Annotated in this window: 14 protein-coding genes; 3 read left to right on the top strand and 11 right to left on the bottom strand. The window is 69.8% G+C overall.

Annotation, left to right across the window (positions count from 1 at the left end; genetic code table 11):
• Positions 1-133 precede the first annotated feature (133 nt).
• Together PQI07_RS16340 and PQI07_RS16335 are read left to right on the top strand one after the other, a co-directional pair.
• Positions 134-1057, top strand: coding sequence for a LysR family transcriptional regulator (locus PQI07_RS16340; RefSeq protein WP_091861411.1), 924 nt, complete (start codon positions 134-136; stop codon positions 1055-1057).
• Positions 1058-1165: 108 nt separating this feature from the next.
• Entirely contained in the window at positions 1166-1738 is a 573-nt protein-coding gene (locus tag PQI07_RS16335; protein ID WP_029357556.1) for a UbiX family flavin prenyltransferase, read from the top strand.
• Between the two features lie 7 nt (positions 1739-1745).
• Here PQI07_RS16335 and PQI07_RS16330 read toward each other — a convergent pair whose 3' ends face one another.
• The 9 genes from PQI07_RS16330 to PQI07_RS16290 form a co-directional block, all read right to left on the bottom strand.
• A complete protein-coding gene (locus tag PQI07_RS16330; protein WP_029357555.1) occupies positions 1746-2213 on the bottom strand; it encodes a TIGR02444 family protein in 468 nt (155 codons plus the stop codon).
• A 31-nt stretch (positions 2214-2244) separates the two neighbouring features.
• Positions 2245-3594 carry an MFS transporter gene (locus PQI07_RS16325; RefSeq protein ID WP_274926989.1) on the bottom strand — a complete coding sequence of 450 codons (1350 nt, stop codon included), beginning with the start codon at positions 3592-3594 and terminating at the stop codon, positions 2245-2247.
• Between the two features lie 175 nt (positions 3595-3769).
• A complete protein-coding gene (locus PQI07_RS16320; protein WP_029357553.1) occupies positions 3770-4576 on the bottom strand; it encodes an enoyl-CoA hydratase/isomerase family protein in 807 nt (268 codons plus the stop codon).
• A gap of 35 nt (positions 4577-4611) precedes the next feature.
• Positions 4612-6171: an AMP-binding protein gene (locus tag PQI07_RS16315; RefSeq protein WP_274926988.1), complete on the bottom strand. Its 1560-nt coding sequence runs from the start codon at positions 6169-6171 to the stop codon at positions 4612-4614.
• Complete coding sequence (locus PQI07_RS16310; RefSeq protein ID WP_029357551.1) at positions 6164-6697, bottom strand: (2Fe-2S)-binding protein; 534 nt, start codon at positions 6695-6697, stop codon at positions 6164-6166. Before PQI07_RS16310 ends, PQI07_RS16315 begins: the two co-directional genes overlap by 8 nt.
• Entirely contained in the window at positions 6685-7548 is an 864-nt protein-coding gene (locus PQI07_RS16305; RefSeq protein ID WP_070999602.1) for an FAD binding domain-containing protein, read from the bottom strand. Before PQI07_RS16305 ends, PQI07_RS16310 begins: the two co-directional genes overlap by 13 nt.
• Positions 7545-10520, bottom strand: coding sequence for a xanthine dehydrogenase family protein molybdopterin-binding subunit (locus PQI07_RS16300; RefSeq protein WP_274926987.1), 2976 nt, complete (start codon positions 10518-10520; stop codon positions 7545-7547). Before PQI07_RS16300 ends, PQI07_RS16305 begins: the two co-directional genes overlap by 4 nt.
• A gap of 128 nt (positions 10521-10648) precedes the next feature.
• On the bottom strand, positions 10649-11506 hold the full coding sequence (locus tag PQI07_RS16295; RefSeq protein WP_029357547.1) for a helix-turn-helix transcriptional regulator: 858 nt from the start codon (positions 11504-11506) through the stop codon (positions 10649-10651).
• Positions 11507-11566: 60 nt separating this feature from the next.
• The gene (locus PQI07_RS16290; protein ID WP_179698149.1) at positions 11567-12958 is read right to left on the bottom strand and encodes a sodium:solute symporter family protein; all 1392 of its coding nucleotides are present in this window, start codon (positions 12956-12958) and stop codon (positions 11567-11569) included.
• Between the two features lie 807 nt (positions 12959-13765).
• Between PQI07_RS16290 and PQI07_RS16285 the strand changes: the two genes are divergently transcribed.
• Positions 13766-14053: a hypothetical protein gene (locus PQI07_RS16285; RefSeq protein ID WP_274926986.1), complete on the top strand. Its 288-nt coding sequence runs from the start codon at positions 13766-13768 to the stop codon at positions 14051-14053.
• A gap of 142 nt (positions 14054-14195) precedes the next feature.
• Here PQI07_RS16285 and PQI07_RS16280 read toward each other — a convergent pair whose 3' ends face one another.
• On the bottom strand, positions 14196-14777 hold the full coding sequence (locus PQI07_RS16280) for a hypothetical protein (protein ID WP_274926985.1): 582 nt from the start codon (positions 14775-14777) through the stop codon (positions 14196-14198).
• Between the two features lie 56 nt (positions 14778-14833).
• Positions 14834-15733: a hypothetical protein gene (locus tag PQI07_RS16275; protein WP_274926984.1), complete on the bottom strand. Its 900-nt coding sequence runs from the start codon at positions 15731-15733 to the stop codon at positions 14834-14836.
• Between the last annotated feature and the right edge of the window lie 222 nt (positions 15734-15955).

The following is a 15955-nucleotide window of genomic DNA, read 5'->3' as shown; positions in this document are numbered from 1 at the left end:
AGGAAGCGTTAAGCTCTTCCCGCAGGCGGGAAAAATAACGATTGGTGATGCCGCCCATCAGCCGGTTTGAATTGCGCCGACCGGCCCGCACATGGTCCTCTGGCGCGTTGCTCGTGTCGCCCGGGTCCCGTGTATGGATCTCCGTCAGATCTCCTACTTCGTCGCCCTGTTCGAGGAGGGCAGCGTCACCCGCGCCGCGCAGCGGATGAACGTCGTCCAGCCCGCGCTCAGCATGCAGATCGCCAAGCTGGAACGGGAACTCGGCCAGCGCCTGTTCGACCGCCAGCCGAAGGCCATGGTGCCGACAGCCGCCGGCCGGACGCTGCACCGGCTGGTCCACCCGATCCAGCGGGATGTCGCCGAGGCCCGGGCGGCCATGGCGCGCCTGTCCCAAACCGTGTCGGGCCGCGTCACGGCGGGCATCCTGTCGTCCCTGTCGATGAGCGTGATCCCCAGCGTCCTCGCTCGCTTCGCGGCGGCCTACCCAGAGGTCGAGCTGTCGCTGGCCGATGGCTACAGCAGCACCTTCATCGAGGGCGTCGGCAGCGGCGCCCTCGACCTCGCGGTGATCAACCGGCCGGCCCGCCGCCTCGGCCTCGTCATGGCACCCCTCCTCGACGAGGAAATGGTCGTGGTCGGCGGGCGCGACACACCGTTGCCGGTGCCCCTGCCCCTCCGGATGGCGGACCTCGCCGCCCTCGACCTGATCCTGCCGTCGACCCGCCACGGCCTGCGCGTCGAACTCGACCGCCGTGTCGCCGCCGCGGACGTGACCCTGTGCCCGAAGCTCGAACTCGACCTGCCCCCCGCGATCGCGGACTTCGTGGCGCGCTCGACGCGTTTCACTGTGCTGCCGAGCATCGCCGTCAGCCGACAGCTCGCCGACGGGTCCCTCAAGGCCTACCGCATCGTCGCGCCGCGCATCGCCCGCGAATTGGTGATCATCCACCATCCGCAGAAACCGCTCAGCCACGCGGCGCAGCTCCTCATCGGCATCCTCGAGGAGGAGTTGAACGCGGCGGCGGCCGCACTCCAGGCCCATATCATCACCGGTTGAGCCCCCCGGACTGATGGCAGCGATCAGCCGACGTTATTCGACACGGGCGAGCACACCCCGATACTGTCACCGGCAACGTCGCCGCGCCCGTTGCGGCCGGGAGGAACGATGACACCGCTGCCCCTCGTGGTCGGCATCTCGGGTGCTTCGGGGGTGATCTATGGGATCCGTCTCCTGGAAATCCTGCGCGACCTCGCGATCCCGGCCCATCTCGTGATGTCGCGCTCGGCCGAGGTGACGCTGGCCCATGAGACCGACCTCAAGGTCGCCGACGTCCGCGCCCTGGCCGCCAAGACCTACGCCCAGGGGGATATCGGCGCCTCGATCGCCTCCGGATCCTTCCGGACCCGCGGCATGGTCGTGGCGCCCTGCTCCATGCGGAGTCAGGCCGAGATCGCGACCGGCGTCACATCCGGCCTGCTGACGCGGGCCGCCGACGTGACCCTGAAGGAGCGCCGCCGCCTCGTCCTGATGGTGCGGGAGACTCCCCTCCACACCGGCCACCTCCGCACCATGACGGCGCTCTCGGAAATGGGGGCGATCATCGCCCCGCCGGTTCCGGCCTTCTACGCGCGTCCGGAGAGCCTCGCCGACATGGTGGACCATACGATCGGGCGGGTTCTCGACCTGTTCGACATCGACGCACCCGGCGTCCGGCGTTGGCGGAGCGGAGAAGGCTGACCGGCGCTCAGCCCTCCAGCGCCGTCGCGAGAACCCGCAGCGGTGCCTCCGGCCAGGTCCGGCCGAGATGCGCGGCATAGAGGGCCAGGGCCTCGCCGCCCGAACTCGCCGGCATATCCGGGACCGGCGCGGCCTCGAAGAGAGCCGCGAGGGCGAGGCGCTCCGCCTCAATCTCCGCGAGCTTGATCCGCTCCCGGAGCGCCTCCGTCGTCTGGCCCGAAAGGATGTCCGACCGCATCGCCCGGCGGATCGCCCGTAAGGGACTGATCACCTGCCCACGCCAGGGGCCGATCCGGGCTTCCGCTCCGGCGAGCGCCGAGGCGTCCAGCCTTCGTCCGGTCCTCCCGCACCAGATCAGGTACAGGAGCAGGGGCACATCGGCGCCGCCCTCGTCCTGGAGCGCGAGGCAGGCCGCGGCGACGCCGGGCCGGCCGTAGAACGCGCAGGCGAAGGTCCAGAGGGGATCACTCGTCATGGGAGGCCTCCGCCCGCGCAGAACCGTATCGTCAGGCCCGGTCGAGATTGCCCTGCGTCTCGTCGGTCAGGAAGGCACCGACGAGATAGACCAGGGTGACGCCGGTCATGACGACGGCCAGCACCATCGGGATCTGCGTCGGCCCGTCGGCGACGAGGGAGACGAGCGTCGGCAGCATTCCACCCAGCGCGAAGCCGATGTTCCAGGTCAGGCCCGTCCCCGTGGCCCGCACCGCCGTCGGGAACTTTTCGTTGAGGAAGATCAACAGCGGCCCGTAGCTGGCGTTGGCGATGAGCGCCAGCAGGAAGGCGCAGGCCGCGACCCCAACGAGGCTCGTCGTGTTCGCCATGGTCAGGAACAGGGCGGGAAAGGCGAGCAGGCGGACGACGCCCATGACGAGGAACGACCGTCTGCGCCCGATATGCTGGCTTAGTTCGCCCATGCCGCAGGCGCCGATCGCCGCCGCGACGTTGGCGCCGATCAGGATCATCGAGGCGGTGGCGTTCGGCACGCCGTTCACGAGCTTGAGGAGGGTCGGCAGGTAGCCGGACGTGAGGTAGTAGGCCGCGCCGCCGCCGAAAGAGATGAGAGTCGCGACCGCGAAGCTTCCCCGGTTGGACGGTGAGAACAGGGAGCGGATCGGCGAGGCCTCCGCCGGAGCGCCTGCCCGGAGCGCCGCCTTCCGGGCCTGGAGATCCTTGAAGATCGGGGATTCCTCGAGATTGCGGAAGAGTATCAGGCCGATCACCGAGGTCAGGAGACCCGAGAAGAACATCAGTCGCCAGCCCCAGTCGGTGAAGGCTTCTCCCGGCGCCATGAGCGAGACGACGTAGAAGACCAGGGAGGCAAGCAGGCCGCCGATGGCCGAGCCGCCACCGCCGACCGCCCCGGACATCAGCCCCCGCCACCGCTCCGGGACGGATTCCGTCCCGATCGTGTGAGACGCCGCGACCACGCCGCCGACGAAGATGCCCTGGACGAGGCGGAAGATCAGGAAGATCGCGGTGGCGAGCCATCCGATCTGGCCGACCGTCGGCAGGAGGCCGAAGACCGCCGTCGACAGGCCGACCCCGGTCACCGCCACCATGAGCGCGCGGCGCCGGCCGAACCGGTCTGCATAGGAGCCGAACAGGGCCGAGCCGAGGGGCCGGATCAGCAGCGTGACCGCGAAGGAGGCATAGGCTCCCGCCAGCGACAGCATCGGCTTGTCGGCCGGAAAGAACAGGGCGCCGACGACGGGCGCCACGTAGAGCAGGATGAACAGGTCGAAGAGATCGAGCCCCCAGCCGAACAGCGAGGCCATGGCGGCCGTCGCCGTTTGCCGGCCCGTGGGCTTGGCGTGAGCGGGGGGATCGGATGCGAAGGTTGCGGCGGTCTGCATGGGGTTCCTCCGGGGGATGCGGTCGTTGCCGCGGTGGGCCGGTTCGGGCTCTGGGTCGGGACGGGGGCCATCAGGGCGCGCGCCATCGTGTCCCGCCGGGGCGGGATCGAAGCGGTGCCGTGGGGGTCACGGGGGTGGGGGGAGCTGCCCTGCAGCCCCCCCCGGCGTGGTGGGTTTAGGAGCCGGTGAAACGCGGGGCGCGCTTGGCGTGAAACGCCTCGACGCCCTCACGGAAGTCGTCGGCCTGCCGCAGGCGGCTGTAGCAGTGTCCCTCGAGCTCGATGGCGATGGACAGGCTCGCGTCCTCGGTGTCGTTGAGGAGCTTCTTGGCGGTGCGCTGGGCGATGGGCGAGAAGGCGCGCAGCTCCTCCACGAGGGCGTCGGTGGCCTTTTCCAGGTCCGCGTCGGGCACGCATTCGGTGGCGATGCCCCAGTCGAGGGCCTGCCGGCCGGGGATGCGCTTCGAGCGCATCACGATGTCCTTCGTCCGCGTGATACCGACGATCTTCTGGAGCCGGGCCGAGCCGCCGGAACCGGGGATCTGGCCGAGCTTCTGTTCGGGAAGCGCGTAGCGGCAGGTCTCGGAGACGATGCGGAAGTCGCAGGCCAGCGAGATCTCGAAGCCGACCCCGAACGTGTAGCCACGGTTGGCGGCGATGACGGGCTTCGAGCAGCGGGCCGGCGCCGCCATGTTCCAGGCGAGCTTCGAGACGTGTTCGGGCGAGGCGTCGAGGAAGCCCTTGATGTAGCCCCCCGACGAGAAGTGCTCGCCCTCCGCCCGCAGGACGATGACCCGCACGCGGGGATCCTCGTCCAGCGCCTCGAACACCTTCCGGATCTCGTCGCGCTGGGGCATCGCGATGACATTCATCGGCGGCCGCGCCAGGATCACGTCGGCACGCTCGCGCTCGGCGTCGATCTCGACGCGGAAGCCGTCGAGGTTCGTCAGGCGCGGGTCGATGGTGGGGGTGTCACTCGTCATGGGGCAGGGCTCTCGCTGAAATTCGTTGGGGGGTGTCAGGCGGCCTCGTGGCCTTCGGCGCGGGGCTCGGCCTCGCCCTCGGGCACGTACTCGCCGGCCACGAGCTGACGGCGCAGCAGCTTGCCGACCGGCGATTTCGGGATCTCGTCCACGAAGACGTAGCGGCGCGGCAGCTTGTGACTCGGCAGGCCGCCCGCACGGCAATGGGCGTCGAGCGCCGCTTCGTCGGTGCTGCCGCTCCGCTTGATGAAGGCCGCCACGATCCGGCCCCAGCGCTCGTCGGGCAGGCCCACGACGGCGACCTCGGACACGGCCGGATGCAGGGACAGGCGACTCTCGATCTCGACGGGCGAGACGTTCTCGCCCCCGGTGATGATCATGTCGTCGACCCGGCCGGTGACGTAGAGGTCGCCATCGGCGTCGGCGAAGCCGGTGTCGCCGGTGAAGTACCAGCCGTCGCGAAAGGCCTTGGCGTCGGCCTCGGGGCGATGCCAGTAGCCCTCGAAGGCTTCGTCGCCCTTGGCGATGACGGCGATCTCGCCCTCCTCGCCCGGCGCGGCGGTCCGGTCCGGGTCGCCCCCCATGGGCACGACGCGCACCATGCTGTTGAGGCCCGCCCGCCCGGCCGAGCCGGGTTTCACCGCCGCCTCGTGGTTGATCGTGAAGGTGTAGACCTCCGACGAGCCGTAATGGTTGACGAACAGGTCCGGCCGGAACGCCTCGGTCAGGCGGGCGAGCAGGCCGTCCGTCATCGGCGCCCCGGCGAAGCCGAGCTTGCGCACGGAGGTCGTGTCGGTCGCCGGGAAATCCCGGTGGTGCACGAGGTCGTGATAGAGGGTCGGCACGAGGTAGAGGTTGGTGATCCGCTCGGCCGCGATCAGCCGCAGCGCCCCGGCCACGTCGAAGCGCGGCAGGCAGACGAAGGTCCCGCCGATCAGCGACATGGCAAGGAGCGAGCGCACGCCCATCGTGTGGTAGAGCGGCATGACGCCGAGCGTCCGCTCGCCACGCCCGTAGAGGTTCTGCGCCACGTGGGCGAGCGCCGCCGCCCGCTCCGCCCGGTGTCGCCGTGGCACCCCCTTGGGCTTGGCGGTGGTGCCGGAGGTGTAGAGCATCAGCGAGATCGCTTCCGCGTCGACCCGGGGCGTCGCCGGGGGGCCTTCGGTGGCGGTGAGGTCGGCGAAGGCGGTCTCGCCGGGGCCGGGTGGCGTGCCGACGGCGATGCGCGGGATCCGCTGCGACGCCGCGCTATCCCGCAGGCTCCCGGTCGAGACCGGTTCGTAGGCGATGGCGCGGGCTTGCGCGTTCTCGATCGCGAAATCGATCTCCTCGGCCTTGGCCCGCCAGTTGATCGGCGTGATCACGATACCCGCGAACTGGCAGGCCCAGTGCAGGGTCGCCGCCTCGTGCCGGTTCTGAAGGACCGTGACGAGGTGGTCGCCGGGCTTCAGCCCGAGCCGGTCGAGCCCCGCGACGGTCGCGGAGATCACCGCGAACCACTCCGTGTAGGTCAGCCGGGTCTCCCCGTCGACGAGGGCCAGGGCGCGGGGATCGCGGGAGACGCTCGCAAGGAAGCTGGTGCCGAGATCAAGCATGGGCGGCCTCCGGGGATGACGGGGCCGGGATGTCGCCCCTGAGTTCCGCAGCCGCCTCCAGGGCGGCCTCGATGATCGGCGCGTAGCCGGTGCAGCGGCAGAGATGGCCGCCGATCACTTCCGTGATCTCCCGGCGCGACGGGTTCGGCCGCAGCACGAGATAGGCATCGAGCGACATCAGGATGCCGGCGGTGCAGAAGCCGCATTGCAGGGCGTGCCGCCGCCGGAAGGCCGCCTGCAGCACTCCGAGCCGGCCGGGCTCGGGAGCCAGACCCTCGACGGTCCGCACGGCGCAACCCTCGACCCCCACGGCCAGCGTCAGGCAGGCCCGGGCGGGCACCCCGTCGATGGACACCGTGCAGGCGCCGCAGACGCCGTGCTCGCATCCGACATGCGTGCCCGTGGCCCCGAGCCCGTGGCGCAGGGCGTCGGTCAGCAGGGTGCGGGTCTCGACCTCGACCGTGGTCTCGCGCCCGTTGAGGGTGAAGGCCACCGTGTGACGGCCCTTCGCGTCTAGCTGTGGCATGGCACGGCCTCCTGATGGGTGTCGCCTCTTGCGGCCCTGGCCGCTTCCTCCAGCACCCGGCGGCCGAGACTCCGCACGAGGTCGCGGCGGTAGCGGGCGGTGCCGTGGAGATCGTCCCCCGCGCCGAGGTCCCAGGCGAAGGCGTTGAGGGCATCGTCCAGCGCCGAGCCGGCGAGATGGGGGAAGTCACGGGCGGTGGGCCGGTCGGCGACGCCGCCGACGGCGAGCCGCATCCGGGTGCCGTCCACGACCGCCGCGCAGGCGACGATGGCGTAGTCGCCGTGCCGACGCCCCACCTCGGCGAAGGCGGTGCCGGCGCCCTCCCGGCGGAGGGGATAGGCGATGGCCTCGATCATCTCATCGTCGGCCCGGTCGGTGACCATCATGCCGGTGAAGAAGTCCTCGGCCGCCACGCGCCGGACTTTCCGGCGGCTGCGCAGGTGAATCTCGCCCTGCAGCGCCACGAGGCAGAGGGGGATTTCCGCGCTCGGGTCGGCATGGGCGACGGAGCCGCACAGCGTCCCCCGTGCCCGGGTCTGGATGTGCCCGACCCACGGCAGGGCGGCGGCCAGCAGCGGCAGGTCCCGGGCGAGCCCCGGCCGGTCGAGCAGGATCGCCTGCCGCACGCCCGCCGGGATGACGAGAGCCCCCTTGTCGAGACGGGGCTCTTTGAGAGCGGGAATGCGCATCACGTCGACGAGCACGGCGGGCTTCGTCAGCCGCATGTTGAGCATCGGCATCAGGGACTGGCCGCCCGCGATGATCCGAGCCTCGGGGCCGTGCTGGCGCAGGGCTTCCAAGGCGTCGTCCAGGGACGTCGCGCGCAGATAGGCGAAGGGCGCGGGCTTCATGCGGACACTCCCAGGCGTGCGAGGAGCCGTCGCAGGGCGGCCGGGAGGCGGAGCCTGCGCTCGCCGGACCCGCCGGCTCGCCGAGCCAGGGCGGTGAAGAATCCGCCGATGATCACCCGCGCGGCCCCGTCGAGGAGGCGCCCGCCCACCGCCGCGACCTTGCCGCCCACCGCCGCCTCGTAGACGTAGGCGATCCGCGTCCCCCCGGCGCCGTCGGGCTCCAGGGTCAGGCGGCCGGTTCCACCGCCGCTGCCGAGGCCACCCGTCACCGTGCCGGTGAGCGTCACCGCCCGGGGCTCATCGAGATCGCTGAGGGTGACCTCGGCCTTGTAGCGGCCCTTCACCGGGCCGACGCCGAGGGTGACGTCGGCCTGGAACCGTGTGCCGGAGAGCTTCCGCACCCCGTGCGAACCGGGGATGACGGAGGCGAGCACGTCCGGGTCGAGGAGCATCGCCCAGACCGTCTCCGGCGGAGCCGTGACGGTGGCCGAGCCCTCCCCACGCAAGGTGCGGTCGCCCGCCTTCGTGGCGGGCTTCGGGGCAGAGTGGCCGGCGGGGGGCGCTCGTTCCTCCCCGCCCGCCGCGAGGGCAGCGAGCTTGGCGGGGGTCAGGGGCAGGTCGATGGCCTCAAGCCCGAGGGCGTCGGCCACCGCGTTGGCGAGGCAGACCGGAGTCGACATGCAGTTGCCCTCGCCGACTCCCTTGGCGCCGAGCGGCGTGAAGGGCGACGGACTCTCGACGTGCAGGATGCGTAGATCCGGCACCTCGGTCGCGGTGGGCAGCAGGTAATCGGCGAAGGTTCCGGACAGGAAGGCGCCATCGTCGCCGTAGGAGAGTTCCTCGAAGACCGCCGCGCCGAGCGCCTGCGCGAAGCCGCCGCGCACCTGCCCCTCGACCATGCCCGGGTGCAGGATGCGCCCGCAATCGTGCATCGAGACGTAGCGATCGATGATGATCTTGCCGGTGACCGGGTCGATCTCCAGGCCGCAGATGTCGAAGATGAAGCCGTGGCAGAGGGAGGAGTTGATGTGGTCCTCGGCGTCCGGCGCCGTCAGTTCCGGGGGTGTCCAGAACACCGTCTCGCGGATCACCGCGCCGAGATCCTCGGGCACGAGGCCCGGCGACCAGTGGCTCGTGGCGGCCACCCGCGCGAAGGGCAGGCCCGCATCCGGGTTCAATCGCGAGGCGATGCGACCGCCCGCGAAGAGCAAATCCTCGGGACGCAGGTTCAGCTGCGCCGCCGCGATCCGCGCGAGCCTGTCGCGCAGGCGGGTGGCGGCGAGGTGCGCGACCCCCGCCACGGCGGCGGCGAAGCGGCTCGCGTAGTTCCCCGAGGCGATGGACCACGCATCCTTGGCGGTGTCGAGGTCGGCCGTGACCCGGACCTGCTCCATCGGGAGGCCGAGCACGTCGGCCACCACCTGGGCGAGCACCGTCCGGTGCCCCTGGCCCTGCGGCACCGAGGCGACCTGCACCGTCACCGAGCCGACGGGATCGAGGGTGATGGTGGCGGTCGATTGCGCGCCGTTCTTGGGCCCGGCCTTGGCGCGTTCCTCCGCCGTCAGCACGGTGGTGATGTAGCCCATGTTGGAGACGCTGGGCTCGACCGCCGCCGTGAGGCCGATCCCATAGAGGCGGCTCTCGGCGCGGGCGGCGTCCCGCCGCCGCTTCAGCTCATCGAGCCCGCCGTCCCGGGCGGCTTCATCGAGGGCGCGCTGGTAATCGCCGGAATCGTAGAGGGCGCCGGTCGCGGTGCGATAGGGAAAGGCGTCGGCCGGAATCAGATTCCGGCGGATCACCGCGAAGGGATCGAGGCCTAGCGTCAGCGCGATGCGCTGCATCAGCCGTTCGAGCGGATAGTACACCTGCGGCCCGCCGAAGCCGCGCACGAGGCCGGTCGGCGTCTTGTTGGTCAGCACCACCCGGTTGCGCACGGCGACGTTGCGGATGGCGTAGGCGCCGGTGAGGTTGCCGTGCATCCGGTAGAGCGTGGCGGGTTCGGGCGCCCGCAGGTAGGCGCCGCAATCCTCGACCTGATCCCAGTCGAGCGCGGTGACGCGCCCATCCGCGTCGAAGGCGGCCCGGAGGGTCGTGACCCGGTTCGTGGCGGAGACGGAGGCCGAGAGGTGCTCCAGCCGGTCCTCGATCCACTTCACCGGCTGGCCCACGAGGCGCGCCGTGGCGGCGATCAGCACGGCGTAGGGCGCGACGCCCTGCTTCACTCCGAAGCTGCCGCCGGAATCGGGGGGCGTGCGCAGGCGCAGGCGGTTGCCCGGCACCTTCAGCGCCCGGGCCACCACCGCGTGGATGCTGAACGGCCCCTGGAAGTTCGCCAGCACGTCGTAGGAATCGTCGGTGGGATCGTAGGAGGCGACGACGCCGTAGGTCTCCATCGGCGAGCCGGTGTTGCGCGGGTAGCGCACGGTCACGGACAGGCTGTGCGGGCTGTCCGCGAAGGCCGCCTCGGGGTCGCCGTAGCGGAAGCGGCGGTCGCTGACGCAATTGGCGCCGACGCCCTCGTGCAGGATCTCGCTGTCGGGGGCGAGGGCCGACAGCGGGTCGACCACCGCCGGGCGGACCCGGTACTGCACCTCGATCAGGTCGCAGCCATCCTCCGCGAGGTAGCGGTCGCGGGCGACGACGATGGCGACGGGCTCGCCGACATAACGCACCCGGTCCACCGCGATGGCGCGGGCATCGACGGCCGCCCGCAAGGCCGGGACGAGGCCGGTCGTGACGGCGTCGAGGTCCCGGCCCGTGACCACGGCGGTGACGCCGGGCAGCGCCTTGGCCACCTGGACGTCGATGCCAAGGATGTCCGCATGGGCGTGGGGCGAGCGCAGGATTGCCGCGTGCAGCGTGCCGGGCCGCGTGCCGAGGTCGTCGATGTAGCGGCCGAGCCCGGAGAGCAGGGCGGCGTCCTCGACGCGCTCCACGGACCGTCCGACATAGCTCGATGACACGATGCCCAAGCCGTTTCCTCCGCCGGACCTCTCGATGGGGTCCGTATCTCGGGGAGAATGGCGGCTCCGTGTGGGTGCGGCGATGCCGAGGCGTCTCGCGACTTACCGAAACGTCTCATTCTTTGATGACGGCGCCGTCAGGCAGCGGGCTGCCCGCCCCGCCGGACGATACCGCGGAAGATGCTCGGGGGTACGCTGACGTGGTCCCGGAAGAAGCGCGAGAAATGTGCGGGCGCGGCGAAGCCGAGGCGCATGCCGATCGCGGTGATGGGCTCCTCGCTACTCACGATGGCCTCGACGGCCTGCTCGATCCGGATCGCGTTCAGGAAGACATGCGGCGGGGCCCCGGTGGATTGCTCGAACAGGCGGTAGAACTGGGCGCGGGAGAGGCCCGCCTCGCGTGCCAGCGCCTCGGTGCCCAGCATGGCGCCGGGCTCCGCCCGCACCCGCGCGATGGTGCGTCGGATGCGCCAGTCGCCAGCGTTGCGCCGGGCGGCGGCGCGGAGGGAGAGGGGCTCCTCGCGCCAGGCCGTGAACCGCTCGATCACGGCGACCATCAGGTTCGACAGCAACTCGTCCTGGATGTGGGAGGAAAGCGGCGCGTAGACCATCTCGGCGGCGAGGTCGTGGGCGAGCCGGCGAATCGTTGGTGTGACGGCGCCCGACGGTTGTCCGAAGAAACCGGGCGCCCCGCTCGCAGCCCAATTCCGCCGGAACGCGCCGAGCCAGTCGGGCTCGATGTACAGAGCCAGGATCATCGCCTTGGCCCGCTGGGGATCGTGCAGGTAGGCGTGGGTCTCCCAGGCGTTGATCAGGACAGCCTGATCGTCGGTGAGCGCGACAACCTGATCGCCGACGAGGAACTGCGTGTCGTCTCCCTCGACCTTCAGGAGCACATGGCAATGCGGGTGCGCGTGACGGACGAGGCTGCGGTCCATGTCGAGGAGCGCGACGCGGCCGAAGGCGCCATGGGCGATCTCAAGAGCCTCGGACATCTGCACTATTTAGCATGGTCCGCGGGTGGCAGCTAGATCGCCGCCGGGCCCACCGTCCCGTCAAGGCGCCGCAACCGGTTCGTTCCGGAGCGTGGTCCTCTTGCGGAGTTCGGCGGTACCCATCACCGCCAGGGGAATGACGAGGGCCACATAGGCGTTGTCGATTCCCCCGGGATCGCCGGCGAGGAACCAGCCGATCGTCAGGACGAGGGAAACCAGGATGCTGACGACGGCGGCCCGCGGGGTGCCGAAGCGCGGAGCGTAGAAGGCAAAGACGACCAGGACCGCCAGCGTCGCCCGCAGGGATTTCGCGAGGAAGGTCACCTTCAGGATATCCGGCGCGAAGATCGCCAGGGGAATCGGGATCAGACCCACGAGCACCGTCATGCTGCGGACGAACCGCAGGGACGATGTCCCATCCTCGCTCAGACGGCGGGGATGATAGAAATCCTTGAACAGCAGGGTGGCGGCGCCGATGCTGAGGGCCGAGATCGTGCCGAACAGGGACCCCGCCAATCCCGCCACCACGATGGCGGCCAGTAGATCGTCCATCCGGGCGATCAGGCCCGGCAAAGCCTGGATCGCGGGGATTCCCGGCAGCAGCGCCGCCGCGCAGACACCGACCAGGGCGGCGCCGATGCCGAACGGCACGAGCAGGAAGGCACAATAAAAGCTGGCCTGCCTCGCCGTGCGCCCGTCCTGCACGGTATTGATGGCCTGGATTACGTATTGCGTCGAGAAGACCGCGCCGATGCCGGCGACCATCCACGCGAAGATCTGCGACCAGCCGACCGTATCGACCGCGAACATCGCTTCGGGCACGCGGACCCGCAGGTTCGCGAGGCCGCCGACCTGAGACAATCCGAAGGCGACGGCCGCGAGGATGCCAAGATACTTCACGACGGCATGGAGGACATTCGTGTAGATGACCGAGCGCATCCCCCCGACACTGACATAGAGCGTCGCGACGATACCCGTGATGACGATGGCACTGGTCCGATCGACGTTAAGGAGGCCTGCCAGGATCGTACCGCCGCCCGCATAGGTCGAGACTGCGACGATCTGAAGAGCGAAGATCATGATGATTGAGGTCGCGAGCTTGGTCGGACGACCGTAGGCCTTATTCAACGCCCCGGAGATCGTATTCTCGCCGAGTTCCTTGAAGCGGGGCGCGAGCAGGATGGCGTAAAGAACGAATCCGACGGCGAGGGCGAGGACGTTCCAGGCTGCCGACACGCCGACTCTGTAGGCCGTCTGTGTGGTACCGACGCTCGTCGCAGTCCCGATGAATTCCGACATCAGCAGAAAGCCGATCAGGAACGCCGGATAGCGCGTGCCGCCGGAGGTAAAGCTTCCCGCGCTCCTCGCATGGCGTCGCACAGAGAAACTGATCAGCCCCATCGCCGCCATGTAGGCCAGGGTCAGGGAGAGAACGATCCAGTTTGGCTGCATGGGTGCGGCCTAACGGCGATGCCGTAGCGCCTGAGCGCCAAGGGACCCCAGCATGTTTCCTCCGAAATCATTCGGGGCCGCAGCTTTCCTCGCAGGAACGAGAAGCAACGGCCATTGCGGGGAAAATTAGATTTTGAAGAGGAAGCGGACAAATATTCTGATTTGATCGGCGCCATCAGATTATCTGATTCAGCACTATAATTAATATAAAACGCATCTTTCTAGCCTAAAAAGCTAACATAGTCTCAGTGACCCATGTCTGCCATCTCGGGCGGAGTTGGCGCATCCCGATAGCGGTCTTTCGCGGCAGTTGAGCAAAATCAGCTTAGCTTGGGACACGAAAGGGCGTAGGCCGTTGGTGACGGCACGAGGGCGAGGCTGACCTCAACGATGGTGTCGTCAAAGGTCCACCGGGGGATTGTGCGCCTCGGAGCTTAATTCGTGAAGGCACCTGCGAAGCCTCCCTACGGCGATGCACCGTCGGATACATCGACAACCAGGCCATCGCTCAGCTGCCGATAGAACGTCTGCTTTCAGGTTGCTGCCCGGTTCGGCTGAGTGGCAGTAATGGGCGCCAAGCGGAATGTCGGCTTCTGCCCCCCGTCAGATCCATGCGCCGCGTCCGCTTGGGTTTCCGTTCCTCTTCAGGTAAGTAACGGGGGACGTCATCCGTCCAGGTCCACAAGTACTGCGGACGTGTCACTCGGTAATCCGCGCCCAGGGATTCGGTAACCCTGCAGTGACGATCAGCTGGACGGCGGCCTGGCGAGCTGAATCTATAGGCTTCCCAGAGCGACGGAGGCCAGCATGTCCCGGCACGTAGACAACCTCCATGACGGCGTGTCGGCCGGCCTGGGCGGCGCCCTCCTGGCCATCGACGCCGGCCTGCGCGCTGCTCGTGAGCAGGCCGCCTGGGATAGGGCCGAGGCACGCTCGGAGGATGCCGTTCACCGCCTCGGCCAGGCCCTCCTCGCCAGCCGCGCCCGGGAGGCCGAGCTCGCCCGTCAGCTTGCCGCCGCCAGGGCGGAGGTTGCTGGCCTCCGGATCCGCGCCCACAAGGCGGAAGCCCGGATCCCGGTCGCCCGGCGCGCGTGACGATTTCGCTTGCGGCTTGCCCTGTGCGCCCTTTTGCGTCCCGCAGGGGACGCACGTAGGCCGACGACGTACGCACGTTCGCCCACAAAAAAGCCCGCCAGTGATCCTGGCGGGCTTCGTCATTTCAGGGGGATGGGGCGGCTCAGGCGACCCGGACCTGCCGGACCCTGATCGCCTCGACGTGGGCGAGGAGATCGCGCATGGCGCTGTCCCCGGGCGCACCGCGGTAGGGCCGCGAGAAGGCGGGCTCGGACACGTCCGCATCCTCGTGCGGATGCGTCCCCAGGGCCGCGGACATATCCACCTCGTAGGGGCCAGCGAGCCCCGGGACGCGACCGGTGCCAGCGGTGAGGGCCTGAGCCTGATGGGGCATCGTCCGGGCCAGCACGGCGAGCTCGTCCGGCGCCAGGCTGTGCAGCCACGTCGCGACGTCGGCCGGCAGGCCTGCGAGATCGACGGGATCCCCGCCCGCGGTCACGTGCCGGGCGTGGAGGACGAGTGCCATGCCGACTGGATGACAGGCGCGGATCCCCTCGGGCACCGGAGCGGCGGGGGCGGCCGCCGCGGCGGCATCGAGGTAGTCCTCCGCGGCCGCGGCGGTTGGGAGGACGGGATCGGGTCGGGAGACGAGCCGGCGGATCCAGCGCGCCCCGTCCCAGACCATGGCGACGGGGGCGAGAGCGAAGGCGGCGAAGATGGCGGCGAGGCGAGCGAGGAAACGCATTGGGGGTTCCTTGGTGTGTGAAGCCTCGATGATCGCCTCGCCCCGGCAAGGCACAATCACGCCGCCGATGCGGCGACCCACGCCGCGGCGTCGAGGCCGAAGAGCCGGACATCGAGATCCCGCGGCAGCTGGCGCCGGTGCGTGCGCAGGGCCCGGAGCGCGTGGCTCGCGAGGATCGTGTCGAAGGCCTCGTGGGACGCGAGCACATGCCCCTTCACGGACGTGGTCCGGCCCCAGCCAGCCCTGTTGATGACGCTGGCCCGGTCGCTGTCGCGAGCGGTCAGGAGCCGGCAGCCCTCCAGCGCCGCGATCCGGACGTCCTCGATGGCAGCCCGCTCGGCCTCGGGCTCGTAGATCGCCGTCATAGCCGCCATCGCGCGGTCGATGTTTGCCTGAGCACGCTCGACGTACATCTCCAGCGCCCAAGCCAGGCGCCGCTCCAGCTGCGCGGGCTGGATTAGGATCAGGCGCTTGGCCCGGGTGACGTCGTCGGCCAGGGCCCACGCCCACTCGTGACGTTCGAGGGACGCCCGCGCGGCGGCGATGGCGCGGGTCGCGAGGTCGAGGTCCTCGGCCGCCTGGCGCTCCCGGTTCGCCGCCTCGAACGCCTCGCGCTCGGCCGCGTCGGCGCGCTGCCGGGCCAGCTTCTCGCGGTACGCTGGCAGGCCGACCGCGGCCGTGTTGACGAGGACCTGCGCGGCGGCGCGGTCGAGGTGAGACCCCTCCCAGAAAACCGGGAGCCCGCTGAGGCGGTCGTAGCTGTAGCCGACGGTGCGCAGGTGCCGCCCCTCCTGGCTGGCGAGCGCGTCGTCATAGTCCTGCGAGGCCGCCTCGGCAGTCCACAGCGCCTTGAGCTCCCCCGACACGCGGAGCTCACGGGGCGCCGGCTTCCACGTCAGCGCCAGCCCCTCCGGCGGTCCCTGCCACCGCTCCGTCGTCCTCGTCTCGTACGGCATCGCGTCCTCACCCTGATCGCCGTGCCGGCATTCGGCTCATGACGAATGCTAGCACCCGCACCGACGCCGGCAAGAAGTTTCTTCGTCTTAACGTCAATATTGGGGACGCCAGAAAGCATATGTACCTTATGCAGGGTTGATACCGCGGCCTTTGAACAGTGTTCAAAGCCGTCCCGATTAACTTTGTCGCTCGCAGACCCTTCCGTCTTTTGACGAACGTGC

The organism is Methylobacterium sp. 092160098-2 (assembly GCF_028920805.1).
In the GTDB taxonomy this organism is placed as follows: Bacteria; Pseudomonadota; Alphaproteobacteria; order Rhizobiales; family Beijerinckiaceae; genus Methylobacterium; species Methylobacterium fujisawaense.
The sequence above is the reverse complement of the archived record's forward strand: the minus strand, read 5'-3'. Positions and strand labels throughout refer to the sequence as shown.